Raw genomic sequence first — 22,102 nt, forward strand, 5'->3', positions numbered from 1 at the left:
TACACCATCTCGTCCGCACTCGTCGTCCTTACAACCGATCCAGAGGAGACTGTCTTCGTATAGCCAATTGATAGCAGGATAGTTCATTTCGACGCTTCGGTAAACGACGCCCCCTGCAGCTTAAGACAGTCTTCCCAGGCTCCGACCGGAGATTCGGTGAAGATTGTGGACTCAATCGCACCAAACCATCGAAAAATATCTCCAGTAAAACCATAATATCTGCGCCACCGACGCTCCCGATGAAAATAGAAATATTTACATATCGAGTCAAGCGCAAGCCATGCCGAAAGGATGAATTTTATATGCAAAGCGTTCACCCTAAAAAATATAACTAACTACCCACGTATAATTTCTTTGGATTTCTTTAATACAGATTCCCGAATCCGAACCTTCTGCTCACCCGTAAAGCTTCGCATGTTTAATCCAGTTCCTCGAATCGCATTATTGATCGCAATATTACCTCTTCGCATATGATGTTTCGTCGAAAACGTGCATAACCATGAAACAACTCTTTCCCGATGGGCCTCGCGCGTTTCGGCCAATTCGGCCCAAAGTGGAGACAGGGCGTGAGTCTCAGAAGCCAGGTGCAAAGGCAAACCTGCCCTGTCGAGAATAGCAGTCCGAGTCGCACGTACAGGGGGTTCCATCTGCATGATTTCTGCCCATGCTTTTCGAACCCTTTCCCCCTCCAAATCTATCCCGTTTACATGAAATAGCGCCTCGGTTCTCCACGATCGATGACTTCGATTGAATTTCGAAAACCATACGTGATCATTTTTATTCAATAAATCATATAGCCTTGGGTTCGCGCGCTGGGCTGACGTTATACGCATCGTACGCGGGGCGCTGTCAACGAGAATGCGCCACTCAGATCGATTATTTTTAATTTCCACCGTGGATATCGGCCCGCGGTGCTTGGGCTTGCTTTTACGAGCCCATGACCATCCTGTTGTCGCGCCAAGATGAAGTTCGCTCGCCGCTTTTTTGGGAGTCCACCCGCTCTTTAACAACTCTGCGAATTTCGTGCGATATCGCACCCCGTATGCGAACGGAATCATTGTCGCCGCTTCGCTTACACATACATTCAGAACCCTATACGATACCCCACACGAACATACCACCTTCCAACCACCAGACCTGATTAAGTACCCCGACACTTTATAGACGTCGTCACCTTGATGCAATGCTCCGACGCACGGGGGAAGTTCAAAACATGGTGGATTTCCACCCCTGAACTTCACCGGAATTAGTTTCCTCCGATGAGCAGGCACAAATGATCCGATAGATAAAATTCGATTTTTGAGGAATGATTCAGCAGCAACGTACATGAACGGATGGGAAAATCTTTCTATGGCTGAATTTTCCTCAATATTACATAGCCAAGTCACAATTCGTCGCGCGCTTATTCCCGTGAGGTGACAGTATTCCGGGCCAAAGTACGCCAACCACTCGGAAACAAGGGCCCCTCTGTTAATGGTTAACTTCGTCTTCGAAAAACCACCGCTTTGAAGCATGTCACGATACTTTCGTGACAGCGGAATGTTTTCGTCGAATCTCCTTTGATCAACACTCAGCCTCGCAATATCCAGAACTGCCCTCGACTCCGATTCAGAGGCTGGCTGAATAATCACACGATCAAGTGCGCCCACGCATCGCCCAATGGTTATCCCAAAATCATAATCAACTAAGTTTTGATCGACCGCCCTCAGCGCAATCCCGTGCTCATCGCAGTAGAATACTCCAGGCAACTGATGATTTACTTTCCAATATGCCTCAACACGCTTACCCCTCCATTGCGCCAGACACTCCTCACAATATCGCAACCCTGAAATGCGCTCACGCCTCTGTCCGTAGGCGCTCACCCTGCCACATAAGCTCCTTTCTGGCGGATGCAACATATTACGGAGAACCTCCTCTCGCAGGGACGGTGAGGCGATCCTTGTCGCATACAAGTATTCTGTATGTTTTTTAACTACATCTTCAGCACTGATTCGCCAATAATCACGTGCCTCCTCGGCAAGTCTGGATATAGAATTTGGCAACTTTATACCTGGTTTTCCAATATAACCGAAAAGTTGCATTCTCAACCATCTCGTGGACTTGAGCCCAAAGAATTCCGCATATCGCCCAAAATTGCTTTCGAGCGTTTCGTTATCTCGAAGAGGGAAGAGTGCAACCGACACCGGAGATCTCTTAATGAAAAATGTGGTCAGATATATAACTCAATTGAGTCGATCGGCTACCGTCGAGGTCTTGTCCCTTCTGCTGCTAGACGATCTTTTCGGGGGTTGCTGGCTATAGAAACGCCGAATAGCTTCGGCACATAGCTCTTCTGTTGAAGCAGCGGGAAGCTCTTTTTGCACGACGTCAACTAGATTTGATGCAACCTCCTCTGACATATTTAACAGCAGCAACCTCGAGACTGCATCTATTGCAGACTCCTCCCGGTCATGCTGCATAGCATTCTCGAAGTACATGTGCCGCTTGGCCTGCGCCTCCATCATCGCGACAATATCCTTCAACGAATCGCCCAACAGATCTTCGTATTGAGCCATCCTTGCTTTATTGTTAGAACGAATCGCTTCAAGCATCGGCGTCAAGGAAGCCATCCTCTCCTCAGATACATCACGAATTATATCCTTTGTAATTTCCTCGATTCCGGTGTATATGGCACTGTATTGGGCGAGCTGATACAAGGGGATGGCAATACCTGGCAACCCTTGGGTTCTAAAATAAAATTCTTTCCTTATATCTGGAGATAGCGGCCTTGCATTGGCTAGCCACTGATATTTCTCCAGCTGGTCGCATAGCCGATTCCACTCCCGCTCATCACGCATGCCGTTCCACTGAATCACGCCGTGACTACTAATCCGCCGTGCAGATCGGAGAGTTTTTCTGAACAAGCGCTCGGATTTTGGCGTACCGATAACGATAACAGGTATGCCGCCTCCATTAGTCAGACCAACAAAGAAGTCGAATAACGGATCACTTCTTTCAACAGCCCGGAGTGCATTTTGAAGCTCATCAATGACAATCAACCCGGTCCGATGCCGCCTAGCAATGCGATACAGGAGATTTGCAAGGTCTATAACTGTCGCTCCTCTCCATATATGATCCAAATATTTCAAACCAAGCAATCTATCATATTCACGTATCACTCTCTTTATTATATCTTTCAGACTTGCACTAGTAGGGCAATCAACCTTAATCACCACAACCTGTGTCACTCCGTACTTCACGTGATTGATTACCCTCGGCATGAATCTGAGAGCATCCTCGATCACATTTGACTTCCCTGCACCTGACAATCCAAATATTCCCGCGCAATATGCATGCGTTCGCGCGTGATCATATACAGGAATCAGCTTACCCTCGTTCACCGCCCTATATCTATCCTTAGTCCCTTCAGCACTATCTACGAACACACTTTGCCCAACATAATTTTGTCGGATAATCATTTGTACCAGATGGCAAATTTCCAAACTTGCAGGCACTGGAACAACCAATCCTGATAAACGACCAATGACATGCAAGCGATATTCTTCTGATCGAGAACGCTCTGAGATTGATGAGGCAACTGGCACGGAGAGCGACCGCATCATCGATTTGCTGTCCCACAACGGCCCTAACGCCGAGATGAGCGGATTGCTCTTGTACTCTAGGGGTAGGTCGTCACCTTGGTAATATTTCGCCTCGAGGATCTCCTGGCATGGCATCTCTGGCGTATATACGGCGGCATTGTTGCGCCTAACAACCGCCTCCTCAGGCACCGCGGCTGTGTTCATTTCCCGCTCCTACTCGTCAAGCGCGTCCAGCAACGCACGGGCACGTTTCTCACGCAGTTCCTTGATGCGCTGCCGAGCGTTTCCGCACGTATGCAAGGTACTATCAGTGCTCTGCCCTTTGCTCACGTCGCCTTCACTGTCGTAGCTCTCTCCTCGCATCGCCCTTGACGGCATACCAAGATCATTTTCCCTCGAAACCTCGTTTGACACGTTGCGAGACGCCTGAGGTTGCACTTGCTTTGGTTTGGTTGTCCCAGCTCGACTCTCAATCGAACGTTCGGCCTGACGCATTTCTTCCATATGCGTGATATCCGGGCGCCGCATCCCGGAGGCCTTCAATGCGACCTTCGTCTCTGCAACTGCATCACGGCCCATCTTCGCAATGTTGTAAGCTGTCATGGCTCTATCAGCCTCTCCCGCCTCATGGGCCATGGCAACATTTTTTGAGTTCAGGTCTCGGTAGATCTCCAACTCCCGATACGTTAGGCCCGCGAATTTGTCTCGCTCGCCCTCTATCAACGGACGTGAAATTGGCGTGCCCAACCCGAGCAGATCGATGCTGCTGTCGTCGGCGGAGTCGAAGCAAATCTCAACGGTCGAATCGGCCTTGCTTCTACCGCGATGCATCGCTTGCCGTTCAACAATCGACAAATCTGAGCATGTGTAGTGCAGCCCCTTGTGATGAATGCCGTATCCGTCGATGGGTACTTTCACGGACTGCATGACCTTTGCGCGGAAATCCGCAATATCTATGTGCCGCCCGTACCCGTTCGTTTCCAGACCGTACGTCCATAGATCCAACGGACTGGGTGCGTGCCCGGCCTCCACCATTTCGGGAGGAGTTGGATATCCGCGAATCGGATGTCGGTTGTAACTCAATACGGCACGAAGAATGACTCGCCGCAGCTCGCGTATGTTGAGCGCAGCCTGATAGGCAGGATGTTCCACCCCGCGCTCCAGGGAGTCTTTCTCCACAATCCCGGGTACCAACGAACTCCAAATCGCCGGAACGATGCCAAACCGCCGCTCCATCACGCTGCGCAAGTCCGGGCGGTATGCTGGTGCGTTCGCAAGCTCGACTCGAAAGTCTTTGATCAGCGAACATGCCTTATGGACACTGCTCACCTCCCCTTGATCTGCATACAATACCTCGCATAGATGATGAGCAGGCCATTGACTCTCCGTGATATCGACACCTAGCGATCGGCAGAACTCCACCTTCGGTGAAACAGCATTGACGAGCGCCATCATCGCACCGTTCCAGCTCGGTGGATCGAAGGTCACATAAAACCCCACAACGAGCGCGCTGTAGTCGTCAATAACCAAGTAGAGCGTTGGCCTTCCGATAACTGTTGTTCTAAGAATATTTCCGACGAGATACAGGTCGACGATCGTCGCGTCGATATGAAATCTCTCACCAGGCCCCCGGGAGTTTCTTAATTTACCGGTCAGCGGTCGCTCGTGAAGCGTGTATCTCTTCTTCCCGGCCTGACGAACTCTCCGAACTTCGTACGGGTAATTCTGCTGGATGTAATACTGTAGCTGTCGGCGCGTAAGCACAATCCTTCGACTAAGCGTCAGCTCGATCATCTCCCGTCGCTCGTTATAGACGACTCGGTCACAAAGAAACGTGGCGCGCATCCAGTCCAGAGCCGCTTCCATCGTTTTCTGAGCTCTCTTTCCCTTCGCATATTCAAACGATAAATAGTAGTCGGCCGTCAGTTGAAGCAAGCGCTGAACCTCATCGTTTCTGGCTGAGGCACTAAGCAACCGTTTCGTCGCAGTACGTCCCGGACGTCGTTTCCAGTTGCGCGGCTTGCCTCGCCCTCCGCATAGGTCGTAGTCGTCTGCAGCCGCAGCCGGTATCATTCCACGCTGAAAAAAACGCCTGACAACTCGGTACAGCGTGTCCTGCGAGACGTGCACGACTTCTGCGCAGCGTGAGATACGCTTAGCGCGCGTTTCGCGATGGAGCAGCTCTTCGAAAGCATCACCGTGGATGGAACACGGCGCGTGCGAGCCATCGTCACGAAGTGGTTGATCGAACGTGAGCAACGCCTCAATCAGCTTCAAGCCCTTCGAGAGAGTTGGATCCTCGACTATCGCGCGATACTTTTCAGACCGCCTTGACTTCACAAAGGGGAGCTCACGTCTCCGTTCGGAGACGATGACAGGCAATCCTGGTAGCTTCTCGAGCGCAAGCTCGGCCTCCACGTTTGGAGACAGTCTGAGCAGCACCTCGTCAGTCTTAAGTTGGAATGGTTGAGCGTGGTGGTTTGCAGTGGACTTCTGTTGATACTCTGTATCGATTAGGTGGGTCCATCGCTGCCCAGCGCCAGTCTTCAGGACAATATATATGTGCTCGCCGTTACGCTCCTTGAGCACGTCCCCGACCGCAATTTCGGTCTGAAATGTATCCTTCGGCGACATGGCAACCTCCTTGCGTACGACGAGGACTCAGCGTCTGCGAGACATCCCTGTCGTCGACGTTTGAACCTCTGCAAGCCGAATTCCGAGTGGGTCTACGGTATCCAAGTCGAAGCAAATACGCTTCGTTGCCGCTAGCTGCCGGAATGCCCTTACTCCCGACCCGACAGGGATAGCAAGCGATCGGTCAACTTCACGACACGCCTCCATCACCGACATCGATGGGCGACGTCGAACAAGCTGATACAGGGCTCGTTGCGCGGTCGATTCTGCTTCGCTAAGATCGCGCCCCAGCATGTCGTTGGCCGCACGGAAGATCCACGCCAGGTTCTTCGACCTGTCTGCGTGCATGCCATAGACTGCCACCGCCTTGTATCTCGCTCCCTCGTTCTCCCACGTCCTCCGTTCAATTTCCTGGGAGCGTGTCAACGGACGGATTCCCCGCGGCCAAACCCCCTTAACCGAAAGCACTTCACGGTGGTACGAGTTTCCACTTTGGACGAGAAGAACTAGATCGGTACTCAGAACGGCTGGTTCGCCCGTCCGTCGATATGTTGGATGATCGATGTTGAGCTCAGCAGCAGCGCGCTGCGTCTTGTCCCGATTGAGCGCGTACTGCTCAAGTATTGCAACGACATCGGAGCGCCACCAGGCCTCTAGAAAGACAGCATGCTCGGCCTCAGACATAAGATGGACTTCGTCTGCTGGCGCCTTCTCACAGAACAGCCGTGTTTTGACACCTGAGCCAGGCATGTCTCTCGTATGAATCCAGCGCCGGTACTCTCCGATCCTGTTCGCACGTGCCTGCTCCGCGAGCTTTCGAGCCAACGTACCCTTTCGCATCGCCAGCGTTCCGGAACTCATGATGATCCTCCTGCGCTCCGATTCAACTCTATGCTTACAAGCCCGCGACGGAGTCATGCCAGCTCGTAGAATCCGGAACGGAGTCTACGTCGAGCTTCGCGCTTTTCAAGCTCGAAAAATGCTGCACTTGCTTCGAAGGCCACACGAGCTTGCACATATATCGGATCAACGCCCTGCCAGAACACGCAGACACAAGGATCTCAATGGACGGTACGCTCTGCTGGCGACACTCCTTAGTTAACGAGTGCGATTTGCTTGAGCAGGGACGAGTGCCGGTCAACGTCGTGGGACGATAATTCGCACTTACCTCTACCCGTTTGATATACCGCAATTCGCTTTTTTGTCGCCCCCCCAAGCTGGCTGAGGCTTTTCATGAAGTTAACTTTCGTGTCGATGTTGACGATACGCAAATTTCATCCAACACTACCTGCCATCAACTTTTTATTCACAGCTTCATGTCGGCGAAATTGCCCCCTTCCCAAATATTTAAATGTGACGCCGTTACATCTACCACGAAATTCAATACCCATCATAAACCAACAAAACAAATAGGGGACTATATTCCAATATAATCGCTCACGCACGGCGAAATAGATGGCATGTTGCGCCACAAAATAAAGATTTTGCGACGCACAAAAATATTACTCCGACTGACAATATTTTTTAATAAACAACTTAGAAACCCCCTCCTACTGCACCTCAAATTAGAGACTGAATCGCACATATGAATATGCTTATCCACGGCCCCCGGTGCGAGATCGAGGGTTATCGGGGAGTCACCGCTTAAATTTGTCCATGGCGAACGCCTGATCGAACTGCCGGGCTCGCTGCACCTCGTCACTATGCAGATAGATTGACGTCGTCGAGATTGACGCGTGGCGGAGGTTGTCGCGGACCATGAGCAACTCAGCCCCACGCGCCAGCGCGTGTGACGCATGCGTGTGGCGCATCCAATGGGGGCTCGCGCGGCGCAGCTTCTCTGCCGTCGCTGGCCGCTCGTCCTGAATCGCGTCGGCGACCAGCATGAAGAACCGCCGCAGCACACGCCAAAGCCTCGTACTTTCAATGCCAGCGTCGTGCTCATCGAGGCTCGCAACCAACGGTATCGCCGGGTTCCAGCGACTCGGCGTGACCGGCAGCCCGCGCTGAATGAGATATTGGTCAAGCGCGGTCCGAGCGAGCGATGGTAACGCCACCTTGCCCAGCTTTCCGCCCTTGCCGAGCACATGCAGCCAGTGATTGCCGTGCTCGTCGCGACGGACGTCGCCGAGCGTTGCGCCGACCAGTTCGCTCGCGCGTAGACCGGTGGCGTAGCCGAAGTCCAGCAGGAACCGCAGGCGCCGCGCGGCCGGCACGCTCCAGCCGTATGACCACTCGAGGCCGTCGGCAAGCGTGCGGATCAGCAGCCACTCGCCTTCCGAGAAGCCACGGGACACGTCCAATCCCGCACGCTGCGCTTGGCTCTTGACCTTGACGCCGGCGAACGGATTCGCGAGCACGTAGCGCTGTTCGACCAGCCAGCGAAACAGCGCCGATAGGACGTTCAGTGCGTATGCCGCTGAGCGCGCCGAGAGCGGGCCGGTGAACGGTCGCCATTCGACACTGTGCCGTTGCCGAGACGGGCCGACCCAACGCTCGCGCGGTGTGGGCTTTCGCAAGAAGCCCCGGTACGCGATTGCGTCGTTGGTGTTCAGCGACGACAGCGCACGACCGCGCTCGACGATCGCCCACAGAATCAGCCGCTCCGCCTCCTTGCGATAGGCACGCTGCGTGGCAACCGACTCATGCAGCGCTAGCCAGGACTGGATCGCCTCGTAGTCGTTCGACGCATTCAAGAGACAGGCAGCCTGCGGCGCCCGGAACTGCCCTTGAGAGCCGTCAACGTCGTGCGGCACGCGCAGTTGCTCCCACGGCACGATATTGCTGATCGGCGCAGCGACAATCAGCGCTCGCGCCCGTTCGGCCAGCGCCGGATGCGCGGCGAAGAATGCCTCGATGCGACGCCCGCCGGCAACACCGAGTCCTGCGATGGCTGCCCACCAACGGCGGCGCCGGGGAATCCGCACAGTTAGATCGGCCAGCGTCCGGATGCCATGCGCGTGCAGCACCGCGACGATGCGCGGCGGGAACCACACTTCGAGCGCGTCGGTGATCGCCGGCGTCGGCATAGACAGGTTGCGCAGCGATTCGATCGCACGGGTCACGTCATCGGCCGACGCTTTCGACGAGCGCTCAACGAAGACGGCAGCCAGGTCCTCGCGGTAACGCTGTACGGCGAACGCGACGAGTTGCCGACGGATACGACCGAGGATACCGCGCGACGAGACACCGGCTTGCCGACGGTCACCAAGATAGCGAGCAACGGCGGTCCGCGCATCCAGGCCGGCGTACCAGCCGCGCAATGCGGCCAGCGCCGCCTCCCCCGGGAAGTCGGAACCGGTATCGCTGACCGACGTGTCCTTACGCGTTTTCATGATCACCAGTTTAGGCAAAAATCAGCGACGGACTGATAACGTTATTTATCTGGTCAGGCATACCTTCAATACTGACGAACAACTTTCAATCGCCGCCTGCACAACTAAAGTTGGGTCTACGGCTGGGAGCCTGTCGGCGGGCGGGATGGGAAGCGGGATACGCGGGCCGAACCGACGCCCCTGACCCCGCGGTTTGAGACGGATGCGGCCGGGAAACGGTCAGGCCGCGTAATACCGGTACCGTCGCCCGTGCGCGCCATAACAGGCTGCGCCAGGATCCAGCCCAAGTGATGCCGGGCTGTGGAATTGTCCTGCGGCGGCGCGTGGCCTACAACTGCTCGAGAAGCCCGCCGCGCATGGGCTGCATGGCCTACAGATGTGGGTTGGCGTATCCGCGGGGCACCAACTCGGCCCAACGGCTCAACCGCAAGCGAACATGTGCACCGTCATGCCCCGGGCCTGCAGCTATACGAGCAAAGTCCCCACTCATGCACGTATCTCATGCAATCCAAAGCAACTCGAGAAGCTCACGCTGGAACCGTCGACGCACTGGTTTCTTTCATGAATGACTGCCGGTTCGGCGCCTCAGACCTGACGGCCGCGACCGTTTCGCTCGCGCTCGAATACGTCTATCAACCCCACCCGCGCTTCTGGCGTGACTTCAACGTGGCATTCCTTCTCCGGGCGCTCACGCTGTGTGTTCCCGATTGGCGCGCCACCATCAATAGCGCCGGTCATGCCTCAGGGGGCGCGACAAGGCTGCTTGCAGACGTCGAGGAATACGTGCGCGTCAACGCGTTCGACGAAGCAAATGCCGAATTGCTGAGGACGTTGCCGGTCCACATGCGACCGACCGACGGAGCCACCGCGTTCGAGTGGCTTTCCGCGCAACTGGCCAGGAATGGAATGATGGAGGAACTCAATTTCGCGCGGCGAGACGGCGATGTCTGCGGCGACAGCGCGCTCGATGCGCTGCATTGCATCGAGGAAGCTGCAGCCGGGCGACACATCGAGAGGACGGGGAGGCTCATCGCTCGAGTGTATCGCGACGCAGTGGTGAAGGAGCACGCGGTGTGAGCGTCGTCCGGCTCGTCAGTGGGACAGTTTGCTGGGCGCGAGAATGCGATCGTCCACGCCGATTGGATTGCGCGTCGCCCCTGACATCGATTGGAATTGCGCCCACCGCTTCGCACATACCTGACATACTTGGACCAAACACAACCACCGATATGATTCAATTCACGGAAGAACAAATCGCTGCCAGAGAGCTCCGAAACGCCGCATACCACGAAGCGGGCCACAAGATGCTCTACGAGCGCTTCGGCGGCGCCGGCGACGCAGTCGTGTGGAAAAACGGAAAAACGAGAGTGGCAATCCAGATGAGAGCGCGTGGCTCGGCCAGTTCCGTCCCCGCACCTGCCCTGAGGTGATGCGCACAATTGCGTTGAATCACGGGTTTCCCGCTGCCGAGCTACCTGCGAACTGGAAGGTGCTCGTCGGCATGGCGGGCCTGTTGGCCGAGGACATCCTGAGCGGCACGACGGATGATACCGGTGCTATGGCGGATACCCTGTTTCTCAGAATTTCCTTTGGAGAGGCATAGCCCTCCGACCTCGCACACATGGGCGTCACGGATAGCGCACACGCATTGCATCGTTTCGCGCCTCCGGCACGGTTCCGGTCTACCGGGCTGCCCCGTCGGCGTCGTCGGCGGACTTGCGCATGAATTCCAAAGTACGGAATACATAAGCGCAATCCATTGATAGCGACCGGTGACGCCCGGAATAATCCGCTGTGACGGTCCCTCGGCGATGATCTGCGACGGCTGCAATCGTTCGACATGCACGTTGAGCGCCGCCGTTGTCTCTGGACGAAGGCGCGCCGAACGATAGTCGATGACACTTCGCAGCCGCCATTTCCGCCGCGGCCAATTTCGCCGAAGCGTCAGCGTCCGCGACAGCCAGCCGCCCAGCTACCGTGTCGCGCCAACCTGAACCTTGTCCACGTAGCGCTGCGGCACGCCGGTCATAACTTCCGGAAAGCAACCGAGGGCACCACGCCGCCGCTTCTCGCAGCCATGCGCGCAATCGTCATGAAAATCGCCACCTGGACCTTCAACCGGTGGCGTCATCAAAGATGGGTTCCGTCTGATTTCCAGCCCGCGTTTCATCCGATTCATTCCGGAGTTCAGGTGTCTCCTCACGTTTGTACCGGCACCGCGCCCCATGCGCTGCCCTTCCCGCCCGCCGTATCGGTGCACAGGCAAATGCCTCCTAAGCCGACGCCCGAGGCCGCCGCGCCATGAAATTCACACCCGCCCGCGCCCGCCTCTTCACGCTCAGACATTTGCGCAGCGACCTACTGCCCTGGGCGATCGCGCTGTCGGTCGGTATCGACTACTTCGACAACACGATCTTTTCGTTCTTTACGAGCTATATCGCGGGCGGCATCAACGCGTCGCCGGACGAATTGGTGTGGTCGTCGACGGCCTATGCGACCGCTTCCGTGCTCGGCATCGTGCAACAGCAGTGGCTGATCGAGCGTCTCGGCTTCCGGCGCTACCTGAGCGGCTGCCTGCTGATGTTCGCGGCGGGATCGATGGCCGCCTCGCTCAGCGAATCGTCGCTTTCGCTCGCGATGGCGCGCGGCTTTCAGGGTTACTTCATCGGACCGATGCTCGGCACCTGCCGCATCATGTTGCAGACGGGTTTTACGCCGAAGGATCGCGCCGGCGCGACGCGCATTTTCTTGATCATGATCCTGCTCGGAAGCGCGCTTGCGCCGATGGCCGGCGGTTATCTCGTGGCGTACTTCGATTGGCGCGCGTTGTACACGTGCTCGACCGTCGGCGGCGCCGTGCTCGCGGTATTTGCCTTCCTGGTCGTGCCGCACATCGGCAGGCGTCCGCTCGAGCGGCGCAGCGCCGCGCATCTGTGGCCGTATCTCGTCTTTGCCGTTGCACTGGGCGCGCTGCAGATCGTCGTGCAGCAACTGCGCTTCGAAGTGTTCAGCACGACACCGCTGATGCCGCTGGTCACCGTCGCGGGCGTGACGGCGATCGGCTGGTTCGCGTGGCAACAGTGGCATCATCCGCGTCCGCTGGTGCGCCTGAACGCGCTGCGTGAGGGGCCCTTCCGGCAAGGTATGGTGCTCTATGCCTTCTACTACTTCATCAGCAATGCGATCGGCTTCCTGGTTTCGCGGTTGTTGCAAGGCGGGCTCGGCTACCCGGTCGAAAATGCCGGCCGTCTCGTCGGGATTACGTCGCTCGCGGCGATTCCGATGGCGATCGCGTATTTCCGGTACTCGCGTCTCATCAAGCGCAAATGGCTGATCGTCCCGGGTTTCATCATGGCGGCCGTGATCGGCATCTGGATGCTCAACCTGCCGCCCGACGTCAGCACGAGTTGGCTTCTGCCGCCATTGGTCTTGCGCGGATTCCTGCTGATGTTCATCGCGCTGCCGACGGCGAGCGCCGCATTTCAGATTTTCTCGAACGACGAATTCACGCACGGGTACCGCTTCAAGAATGTCGTCAAGCAGATGGCCTACTCGATGTCGACCGCGACGTTCATCATCGTCGATCAGCATCGCACGGCCGTGCATCACACGCGTCTCGTCGAATTCGCCAACCCGTATAACCCGACGTTCCAGAACGCGCTTGAAACGATGACGCATGCGCTAGAAGCACAAGGCCTGGACCCGAACGCGGCGCGAGGCCTGTCGCTGGGCCGACTGGCGACGATGATCGCTCATCAGGCAAGCTTCCTGAGCGTGCTGGACGGCTTCGAGATGATAGTCGGCCTCGCGCTCGTAGGCGGCGCAATCGCGTTGGTGCAGCGGCAGATCAGGTGAGCGATGCAGATGGCTTATACACGGGGCCGACGCAGTCTCAATCCCGAAGCATCTGAACCGGCCGGCGCGCGACGGCGCAATCAGCATCGCACGCCGCCCGGCCTATGACGGCTTGCCACTTAATCCCACATCAAGCCGTTGTCGACGTTGATCGACTGACCGGTAATGCTGCTCGACAAATCGGATGCCAGAAACAGGACTGCGTCGGCTATGTCGCGCGGGCTGGCGAACCGGCCGAGCGCGGTGTCGTCCAGCATCTTGCGAAAACCGACCGGATTGGCTTTCTCCAGATCGTCGAGCAACGCGGTACGCGTGGCGCCGGGGCAAACCGCGTTCACCCGTATGCCGCTGCCGCCGAGTTCGTTCGCGGCCACACGCGACATCACGATCGCCGCGGCCTTGGAAGCCGCATAGGACGCGTTCGAGGTGGCCTTCGCGCCCTTGCCCGCAATCGATGCGATGTTGACAATCACGCCGCCGCCCGCCTCGGCCATGTGACGCGCGAAACCCTGCATCGTGAAGAACAGTCCCCGCGTATTGACGTTCTGGATCCAGTCCCAATCCGCCGGCGTCAAGTCGAGCAGTTTGATCTTCCGCGTCACGCCCGCGTTGTTCACGAGCACATCGACGCGGCCGTTTTCTGCAACGGCTCTTGCCGTCATCGCGGCGATCGATTCGAGGTCGCCGCTGTCGCAATGGAGGTAGCTCGCCTTCCGGCCGCGGTCGACCAGTCGCGTTGCAAGTTCGTTGCCGCGCGCGTCGTCGACGTCAGTCAGAATCACATGAGCGCCCTCTTCGGCCAGACGTTCGGCGATGGCCGCGCCGATCCCGGCCGCCGCGCCGGTTACCACTGCCGTTTTGTTGCTGATCAGCATTGTTTCTGCTCCTCCGTTGAAACCGGGCCGTCTTGACGTGGATGGTGTTCTTGCATGGGATCGCTCATCGTCATTCGATGGTTCGGGGCAGCGACCCACTTCGTCCGTCACAGCGAATGAAATCCGCACAGCTTGTTGCCGTCCGGGTCGCGCATATATGCCAGATAAAGGTGTCCTACCGGCGTGTCGCGGACGCCCGGGGGATCCTCGCAGGTCGTTCCGCCGTTGGCCATGCCTGCGGCATGCCATGCATCGACCTTGTCCGGACTGTCGATACGAAATCCGATCGTTCCGCCATTAGCGCCATGCGCCGGTTTGCCATTCAGCGGTATGGCAATGGTCAGTAACGTATCGCCGTGCGTATAGAAGATGCGCGGCGAATTAAAATTGACCGATATCGCGGGTCCAATGCCGAGCACGCCCATCACGGCATCGTAGAATTTCTTCGACCGCTCCAGATCGTTGCTTCCCAGATTCACATGACTGAACATTTCGGTTTCCTCGGTATCGACGGGCCAGGCTCAAGAGGCCATCTGATGGGCCTTCTTGATGCCCGCCCCGGCAGCAAGGAACCCACCATCGACAGCCAGGCATTGCCCGGTGATGTAAAGCGATTTTTCAGAGGCGAGATACGCGACTGCATTGGCCACTTCGTCGGGTTCGGCCATGCGATTGAACGGAATGTCCTCGAGGTACGCTTCGAAGTCGTCCGTCGACAGCTGTTTGCGCACCATGTCGCTATCGACCGGCCCCGGCGCGACCGCGTTGCAACGCACGCCCAACGGCGCATATTCCAACGCCGTCTGTCGCGTGAGCTGAATGAGGCCCGCCTTCGACGCGCCGTAGGCGACCCGGCCGAAACCTGCCCGGATTCCCGCGATCGAGGCAATGTTGACGATGGCGCCATGGCCGCTGCGCACCAGAAGATCGGTTGCGAGTTGCGTCAAAACCAGCGGTGCGGTCAGATTGACTTCCAGCGTCCGGTTCCAGTCCTCCAGCTGCATTTCGCGAACGAGAGACAGCTTGGCCATGCCAGCATTGTTGACCAGCACCGACAGTTCGGTCAGCCCGGCAAAATAGGCGCGACAGGCCGCGAAATCCGTCACGTCCAGCGCATCGGTCCGTATCCCTTCGGGCGGGACGAAGCCCTCGAGCGCCTCTTGCCGATCGAGGATGATCACGCTCCATCCGTCGTTCCTGAGACTTTTGGAAATTGCCTGGCCGAGGACGCCGGCGCCGCCGGTCACGATTGCAGTTCCTTTGCTCATGGTCTGCTCTTCAGAGAATGCGTATCTCGAGCCAGTCATGTTCGCCGGGCGAGCGGCATCTATGCCCGTGCATGACAATGGCCGTTATCCGCTGCCGCCGCGATTCCCGGTCTGCGCGGGGTGTCGGGCAAGCGGGGCGCGCCGCTCAATAAATCGTGACGCCGCTATCCACGGGAATGACCTGCCCGGTCGTATGTCGCGATTCGTCAGACGCCAGATAGACCGCCACATGCGCCATATCGACGGGCTCGCACGGCCCCAGCAGGCACTGGTCGGCCAGCTTGCGCAGCTCCTCGCGCTCGTCCACCAGATGACGCACGCGCTCCGACAGCGTCAGTCCCGGCGCAATCGCATTCACGCGGATGCGGTCGCGCGCATACTCGGGCGCCATCGAACGCGTCAGCGCATGAACGCCGCCCTTCGCCGCCGTATAGCAATCGCGATCGGTGAGCGCCATCAGCGCGACCATCGATGAGAAGTTGATGACCGAACCGCCACCCGCTCGTTGCAGATAAGGAATGCCGTATTTGCAGACCAGGAACGTACCGAAGAGATCGAGTTTGATCGCCCGCCAGAACTCTTCTTCGGGTGCGTCGGTCACGCGCGCATCATGCGGCGTCGATCCGCCGGCGGTATTGCAGAGCACGTCGATCTTTCCGAACGCCTCTGCGGCGCGCGCCAAACCGGCGCAGACGCTCTCCTTGTCGGTGACGTCGAGCCTCAGCGGGACGATCCGTTCCGCGCCACCGCTCGCTTCGGCTGCCGCTTCCGCGAGATCCAGATGAATATCGCCGGCCAGCACGCGTGCACCTTCGGCGATGAACTGCTTGCAGATCGCAGCGCCGATGCCGCCGCCCGCACCGGTCACGAATGCAACCTTGCCGTCAAGCCTGCCCATTTCACGTCTCCTTCATGTTGTTCGAACGATTCCCGTCCGAGCATCGATCCCCATCGCCGATTCGCTTGCACGCGCACGTCTGTAACGCGTGCAGCACCACGATGTCGTCGAGTCCGGGATGCTCGACAGGCAGCCCTTGCGCTTGTGACACCAGGGCGGCCCTCGAGCACGCTCAGCGATGAGTTCGTTACGCCTGCTGTTCGACCGCTGTATCGCGCGACTCGGTCTTGCGCTCTTCGGCGCCCGTCAGCACAAAACCTGTGTAACCGGATGCCGCGACCGCATCGCATTTTTTCCGGTAGGTGCCGTGCCCGCCCAGATACGGCAGGAACACCTGCGGCTTGCCCGGCACGTTGGCGCCGACATACCAGGAATTCGCCTTCAGATAGAGCGTCTTCGACACGACGTCCTGGACGTGCTGCATCCAGTCCTCTTCCGCCTTCGGCTCCGCGTCGATCCGCACGACGCCCGCCTCGCGCAAATCGACCATGCAGCGCGCGATCCAGTCGACGTGCTGCTCGATGCTCATCGACATGTTCGCAAGCGGCCCCGGGCTGCCGGGTCCCGTCACCGTGAACAGGTTCGGAAAGCCGCTCGTCATCAGGCCAAGGTAGGTCTTCGCGCCGGCCGCCCACTTGTCGTTGAGCCTGACGCCGCCCACGCCGCGCACGTCGATATGCGTGAGCGCGCCCGTCAGCGCGTCGTAACCGGTCGCGTAGATCAGCACATCGAGCTCGTGCAGCCCGTCGCTCGTCACGATGCCCTCCGGCACCACGCGCTCGATCGGCGTCGCCTTCAGGTCGACGAGCGTCACATCGTCGCGGTTGTAGACGCTGTAGTAGGTATCGCCGAGACACGGGCGCTTCGTGCCGAACGGGAACCCGCGCGGCATCAGTTTCTCGGCCGTCGCCGGGTCCTTCACCGTCTCGCGGATCTTGCCGCGAATGAACTCGGCGACGGTCTCGTTGGCGGCCTCGTTCGACAGAATGTCGCCGTAGCACATGCGAAAGCCGAGCAGCTGGCTGTTTTCCCACGCGTTCTCATATTTGCGCTTGCGCTCTTCGGGCGTGGCGTCGAGCGCGGACTCGACCGGGAACGGCACGGCGATGCCGAAGCGCGTGAGGCGGCTGATCTCGCGCCGTTCCGCGTAAGTCGCCCGCACGCGCGCATGCATTTCAGGCGTCAGCGGATGATTCTTCGCCGGCACGACATAGACGGCCGTGCGCTGGAACACGGTCAGGTGTTTGCACTTGCCGGCAAGTGCCTGAATCACCTGGATACCCGACGAGCCGGTGCCGATGACGCCGACCCGCTTGTTGCTGAAATCGACTTCGTGGTGCGGCCAGCGGCCGGTGTGATGACTTTCGCCCGCGAACGTCTCGATTCCCGCAATCTCGGGCGGCTTCGGCACCGACAGCACGCCGGTCGCCGGCACGAAGAAACGTGCGCGCGTGACTTTTCCATCGGATGTCGTCACGTTCCAGAGATTCCGCTTTTCATCGAATACGGCGGACTCGACGCGCGTATTGAAGCGTATGTGCCGGCGCAGATCGAAGCGATCGGCCACGTGATTCAGGTATCGCATGAGCTCCGCCGCGGTCGGATAGCGCTCGGGCCAGTCCCACTCGTCCTGAAGCTCCGCAGAAAACGAATAGGAGTAGTCCCAGCACTCGAGGTCGACGCGCGCGCCGGGATAGCGATTCCAGTACCACGTTCCGCCGACGCCGTCGCCCGATTCGAATGCCTGGATGCGAAAGCCGGCATCGGTCAGCCGCTTGATCGCATACAGTCCGCCAAAGCCGGCGCCGACGATGACGGCGTCCAGCACGTCCGAGGTCTGGTTCATTGCGTTGTCTCCTGAAGATTGGTGCTTGTCAGGAACCTATTGAATGACCGCACGCCGGTCGGCATCAATTCCGACAGCGACGCCTTCCCGTACTTTGAAATCGCCGACGTCGCGGTCGTGCGTGCCGAGGGCGGGACCGACGCGCCAGGCATGCCGGCAGATTGGCATGTCGCGCCGCACGATCGTCGGCGATTTCAAAGTACGGCAGACGCGCATCGCGCGAATTGACGCGAGCCAGCCCGGCTCTTCATCGTTGCGGCAGGGAAACGAAAGGAGCGCGACGCCATGTCTGCCGCCATGCAACGCCTGATCGACAACGACCAGATCCGGGACGTGATGCTTCGTTACGCGCGCGGCGTCGATCGTCGCGACTGGGAACGCGTCCGTTCCGCATTCTTCGAGGATTGCCACGACGACCATGCCGACTTCAAGGGCACGCGCGACGCGTTCATTGCGTGGGTCAGGGAGCGGCACGATGCGCCCAGCCTGCTGACGTCCACGCACTTCCTCGGCAACTGTCTCGTGGAATTCGCGTCCGATAGCGTCGCCGCCGTCGAAACCTATTTCGTCGCGCGGCTGGAGCTCGCGCCGCAGGCGAGCGAACATCGGTCGATGCTCGACGCGAAACATGCCGACAGCACGCACAACAGCCGCGTCCAGGTATTCGGCCGCTATGTCGACCGCTTCGAGAAGCGCAACGACGAATGGCGCATCGCGTGTCGCCGAACGGTGTTCGATGCGATCGAGTCGCACCTCGTCGATGCAGCCGACGCCAAGCTCAATCCGGCATGGATGCTCGGCCGCCGAGATCAGCACGATCCGGTGTTCGCGCTGCGGGCCGAAGTCGGCTTGAACTGACGCGCAGGGCGCGCTGCCGAGCGCTTTCGCTGGCAGGCAAAGCATCGGCAAACGCGCTCACTGAAACATCGCATGCACTGCTCGACTGCGTCAAGGAGTCGACCGCTTACTCGTAACGGCGCCACGCTGCATCGCGCTACTGAAAAGTCGCCATCATGAGCCTCGATACCGAAACCCGCGCCTTCATGGACAAGCTCGCCGCGACGGCGTCGAAACCGCGTCATTTGATGACGCCGGACGAGGCGCGCGCCGCGTTTGCGCGCATCAGCACGATCCTGTCCGCGGGCGCCGACGTGCGTGCCACCATTGCGCTCGACATCCCGGTCGACGGCGGCACGCTGCGCGCGCGCCTGTTCGTGCCGCATGAACGTCCGCAAGCGCTGCTCGTGTATTTTCACGGCGGCGGCTGGGTCGTCGGCGGCATCGAAGAATTCACGCCGCTTTGCCGCGAAATCGCGGTCGGCGCAGGTGTTGCGGTCGCGCTCGTCGAATACCGGAAGGCGCCGGAACATCCGTTTCCGCGGCCGGTGCTCGATGCGTGGCAGGCCGCGCAGTGGCTCGTCGCCGAGCAGCGCGCCCTGCTCGGGACGACGCTGCCGGTGCTCGTCGGCGGGGATAGTGCGGGGGCGAACCTCGCGATTGCGGTGACGCTGCTCGCGCGACGCGAACGAGCGGTATCGTTCGCCGGGCAGCTGCTCGTCTATCCCGTGACCGACTGCGTATTCGATCGGCCTTCATACGTCTCGCCCGACAATCAGCTGCTGACCAATCGCGACGCGATGATGTGGTACTGGACGCACTATGCGCCGACCGACGACGCCCGGCAGTCGAGTCTCGCGTCGCCGCTTCGGGAAGCCGATCTGTCGGGCCTACCGGAGGCGATCGTCGTCACCGCCGAGCACGACGTGTTGCGCGACGAAGGCGAGGCTTACGCGCGGCGTCTCGAGGAGGCCGGCGTGCCGGTTCAGCATCTTCGCGCCGCCGAGCAGATGCACGGCTTTCTCATGATGATTGGCATTCTGCCCGGGAGCCGTACCGGGCTGGAATTCATCTGCGACCGGCTGCGCCGCGTCGTCGCGCGCGCGTCGCACTGACCTGCGACATCGCACCCTCCGTCTCGATCTCGGGCACGTCCCGACTCCATGGTTCGCGCGAAGGTAGTACGATCCGCATGGACGCGCGCACGCGCGTCGGACCCAAATACGGTCCGCCATCGAAGAAACAGACGGAGACACGCATGCAACCCGGTAGATCCTTGCCGACGCACGTCGATGCGAGGTCCGGCAATGGCCCGCATGGCGTCGACACCGCGTGGCCGAAACTGCCGCGCGGTGAACGCGCGCCGAGCAGCGCGATGGTGACGCCGCTCGCGCGCGGGCTGGCGATCCTGTCGGCGTTCGGCCCGGACAAGGCCTGGCTCGGCAATCTGGAGATCGCGCAAGCAACCGGCATTCCCCCGCCGACGGCGCTGCGCCTGCTCCGCTCGCTCGTCGCACTGGGCTACCTGCACCACGACAAGAGCAGCCGGAAATACGCGCTCGCGCCCGCGTCGCTCGCGCTCGGCTACGCGGCCGTCGTCGACCCGAACCTTCAGCGCCTCGCCAGCAGCGAAATGCGGAAACTGGCCGAGGCGACCGATACCTACGTGCTGCTCGGCACGCGCGACCGTCTCGACATCCTGATTCTCGATACGCAGATCGGGAGCCGCACCGTGCTCGATCTGCGGCTGCGGCCCGGCATGCGCATGCATATTGCGTATTCGCTGATGGGATGGGCATTGCTGGCCGCCTTGCCCGAAGCGGAATGCCGCTACTTGCAGCGCGAGCTCGAGCAGCGTGCGGACGACAACTGGCCCACCATCGGACGTCGCATGGTCGAAAAAGTCGCGCAGGTGCGCGAACTGGGATTCGGCATGTTGCACGGCGACTGGGAACCGGAACTCGCGTGTGTCGCCGCGCCCGTATCGCTTCCCCATCGCCCGCCGCTGGTGCTCGGCTGCGTCGGACGCACGGCGCGCCTTGCGCAGGCGAGGCTCGAGCGCGAACTCGGCCCGCGGCTCGTCGCGATCGCGCAGACGCTTCGCGAGCGCGCGCCGCACGGTGTCTGACAACAAGGGACCGCGATGGCCATGCAACCCGATCGTTCAGGAGCCGCAATGCCCGAAGCCACTCATGTCACGCTGACGCTCGATCGCGGCCTGCAGATCTTGCGCGCGTTTCACGCGGAGCGGGCACCGCTGACCAACGGCGAACTGGCGCAGCGCACGGGCATGTCGCGGTCGGCCGTCTCGCGTTTGACCTCTACGCTGATCCATCTCGGTTACATCCACCGCGTCGCCGGCGGCGCGCGCTTCGAGCTCGCGACGGGCGTGTTCGGCATTGGTTATGCCTACCTCGAAACCAATCCTGTCACGCGACTCGCGAACCCGCTGATGCAGCGGCTTGCCGATCAGTTGAACGTGTCGGTCGCCCTCGCAGCGCCCGACGGGCTCGACATGCTCTATATCGCCCATCGGACCAGCGCAGGCATCGCCACGCTGCGGCTCGGCGTCGGTTCGTTGCTGCCGATGGGCTGCACGGCGATCGGGCGTGCATGGCTCTGGACGCTGCGGCAGCCGGAGCGGCAACAATACGTCGCGCGGTTGCTGGAAGCGGCCGGCCCACAGCGCGAAGCGATGCGAACCGGCATCGAGAAGGCCTTCGACGATCTCGACACGAACGGCGTATGCATGTCGTTCGGCGAGTACCAGCGTCACGCCTATGGCATCGCGCGGCCGATCAGCGTCGGCCGCGCCGCCACACCGATGTCGCTCAGTTGCGGCGCGATCCGGTTCGAACCGGATATCGGCGCCGTCAGGGAGCGCATCGTGCCGGCGCTCAAACAAGCCGCACACGAACTCGAGGTCGCGCTTCGCGACGTTCGCTTCGAACCGTGACGGCATGCAGGCGGATT

18 protein-coding genes are annotated in these 22,102 nt (G+C 59.4%); 8 read left to right on the top strand and 10 right to left on the bottom strand.

Translation table 11 applies throughout. The features are described 5' to 3' along the window. Positions 1 to 335: 335 nt before the first annotated feature. The 5 genes from HWY45_RS18885 to HWY45_RS18905 all read right to left on the bottom strand — a co-directional run bounded on the left by HWY45_RS18885 (position 336) and on the right by HWY45_RS18905 (position 9,550). Positions 336 to 2,183, bottom strand: a complete 1,848-nt coding sequence (locus tag HWY45_RS18885) for a TnsD family Tn7-like transposition protein (protein WP_081069759.1) — start codon at positions 2,181 to 2,183, stop codon at positions 336 to 338. Between the two features lie 39 nt (positions 2,184 to 2,222). After that, positions 2,223 to 3,785, bottom strand: coding sequence for an ATP-binding protein (locus HWY45_RS18890; protein ID WP_059881744.1), 1,563 nt, complete (start codon positions 3,783 to 3,785; stop codon positions 2,223 to 2,225). Positions 3,786 to 3,794: 9 nt separating this feature from the next. Next, the gene (locus HWY45_RS18895) at positions 3,795 to 6,215 is read right to left on the bottom strand and encodes a DDE-type integrase/transposase/recombinase (protein ID WP_059881742.1); all 2,421 of its coding nucleotides are present in this window, start codon (positions 6,213 to 6,215) and stop codon (positions 3,795 to 3,797) included. Between the two features lie 27 nt (positions 6,216 to 6,242). After that, positions 6,243 to 7,133, bottom strand: coding sequence for a TnsA endonuclease C-terminal domain-containing protein (locus HWY45_RS18900; protein WP_341772955.1), 891 nt, complete (start codon positions 7,131 to 7,133; stop codon positions 6,243 to 6,245). A 719-nt stretch (positions 7,134 to 7,852) separates the two neighbouring features. Then, positions 7,853 to 9,550, bottom strand: a complete 1,698-nt coding sequence (locus HWY45_RS18905) for a phage integrase family protein (protein ID WP_059881869.1) — start codon at positions 9,548 to 9,550, stop codon at positions 7,853 to 7,855. 501 nt (positions 9,551 to 10,051) lie between these two features. Here HWY45_RS18905 and HWY45_RS18910 point away from each other — a divergent pair. From HWY45_RS18910 to HWY45_RS18920, 3 genes are all read left to right on the top strand, one after another. Continuing rightward, a complete protein-coding gene (locus tag HWY45_RS18910; protein WP_059881740.1) occupies positions 10,052 to 10,627 on the top strand; it encodes a hypothetical protein in 576 nt (191 codons plus the stop codon). A 268-nt stretch (positions 10,628 to 10,895) separates the two neighbouring features. Continuing rightward, the gene (locus tag HWY45_RS18915) at positions 10,896 to 11,153 is read left to right on the top strand and encodes a hypothetical protein (protein ID WP_230946901.1); all 258 of its coding nucleotides are present in this window, start codon (positions 10,896 to 10,898) and stop codon (positions 11,151 to 11,153) included. A gap of 698 nt (positions 11,154 to 11,851) precedes the next feature. Then, positions 11,852 to 13,405, top strand: coding sequence for an MFS transporter (locus HWY45_RS18920; protein WP_059881737.1), 1,554 nt, complete (start codon positions 11,852 to 11,854; stop codon positions 13,403 to 13,405). Positions 13,406 to 13,524: 119 nt separating this feature from the next. On the opposite strand, the gene HWY45_RS18925 is transcribed toward HWY45_RS18920, so the two are convergent. The 5 genes from HWY45_RS18925 to HWY45_RS18945 all read right to left on the bottom strand — a co-directional run bounded on the left by HWY45_RS18925 (position 13,525) and on the right by HWY45_RS18945 (position 18,292). Then, complete coding sequence (locus HWY45_RS18925) at positions 13,525 to 14,280, bottom strand: SDR family NAD(P)-dependent oxidoreductase (RefSeq protein ID WP_059881735.1); 756 nt, start codon at positions 14,278 to 14,280, stop codon at positions 13,525 to 13,527. Positions 14,281 to 14,387: 107 nt separating this feature from the next. Continuing rightward, complete coding sequence (locus tag HWY45_RS18930) at positions 14,388 to 14,771, bottom strand: VOC family protein (protein ID WP_059881733.1); 384 nt, start codon at positions 14,769 to 14,771, stop codon at positions 14,388 to 14,390. Positions 14,772 to 14,801: 30 nt separating this feature from the next. Beyond that, on the bottom strand, positions 14,802 to 15,548 hold the full coding sequence (locus HWY45_RS18935; RefSeq protein WP_059881731.1) for an SDR family NAD(P)-dependent oxidoreductase: 747 nt from the start codon (positions 15,546 to 15,548) through the stop codon (positions 14,802 to 14,804). A 145-nt stretch (positions 15,549 to 15,693) separates the two neighbouring features. Continuing rightward, positions 15,694 to 16,446, bottom strand: coding sequence for an SDR family NAD(P)-dependent oxidoreductase (locus HWY45_RS18940; protein WP_054315096.1), 753 nt, complete (start codon positions 16,444 to 16,446; stop codon positions 15,694 to 15,696). A 187-nt stretch (positions 16,447 to 16,633) separates the two neighbouring features. Then, positions 16,634 to 18,292 carry a flavin-containing monooxygenase gene (locus tag HWY45_RS18945; protein ID WP_059881729.1) on the bottom strand — a complete coding sequence of 553 codons (1,659 nt, stop codon included), beginning with the start codon at positions 18,290 to 18,292 and terminating at the stop codon, positions 16,634 to 16,636. Positions 18,293 to 18,331: 39 nt separating this feature from the next. Here HWY45_RS18945 and HWY45_RS18950 point away from each other — a divergent pair, with 39 nt between their 5' ends. From HWY45_RS18950 to HWY45_RS18970, 5 genes are all read left to right on the top strand, one after another. Continuing rightward, a complete protein-coding gene (locus HWY45_RS18950; protein WP_059881727.1) occupies positions 18,332 to 18,520 on the top strand; it encodes a hypothetical protein in 189 nt (62 codons plus the stop codon). A gap of 57 nt (positions 18,521 to 18,577) precedes the next feature. Then, positions 18,578 to 19,150: a nuclear transport factor 2 family protein gene (locus tag HWY45_RS18955; RefSeq protein ID WP_059881725.1), complete on the top strand. Its 573-nt coding sequence runs from the start codon at positions 18,578 to 18,580 to the stop codon at positions 19,148 to 19,150. Between the two features lie 155 nt (positions 19,151 to 19,305). Continuing rightward, a complete protein-coding gene (locus tag HWY45_RS18960; protein ID WP_059881723.1) occupies positions 19,306 to 20,244 on the top strand; it encodes an alpha/beta hydrolase in 939 nt (312 codons plus the stop codon). A gap of 143 nt (positions 20,245 to 20,387) precedes the next feature. Beyond that, positions 20,388 to 21,257, top strand: a complete 870-nt coding sequence (locus HWY45_RS18965) for an IclR family transcriptional regulator (protein WP_059881721.1) — start codon at positions 20,388 to 20,390, stop codon at positions 21,255 to 21,257. Between the two features lie 48 nt (positions 21,258 to 21,305). After that, positions 21,306 to 22,085 (top strand): IclR family transcriptional regulator, encoded by a 780-nt coding sequence (locus tag HWY45_RS18970; RefSeq protein WP_059881719.1) that lies wholly within the window; start codon positions 21,306 to 21,308, stop codon positions 22,083 to 22,085. Positions 22,086 to 22,102 lie beyond the last annotated feature (17 nt).

This window comes from Burkholderia stagnalis, assembly GCF_902830275.1.
Lineage (GTDB): Bacteria > Pseudomonadota > Gammaproteobacteria > Burkholderiales > Burkholderiaceae > Burkholderia > Burkholderia stagnalis.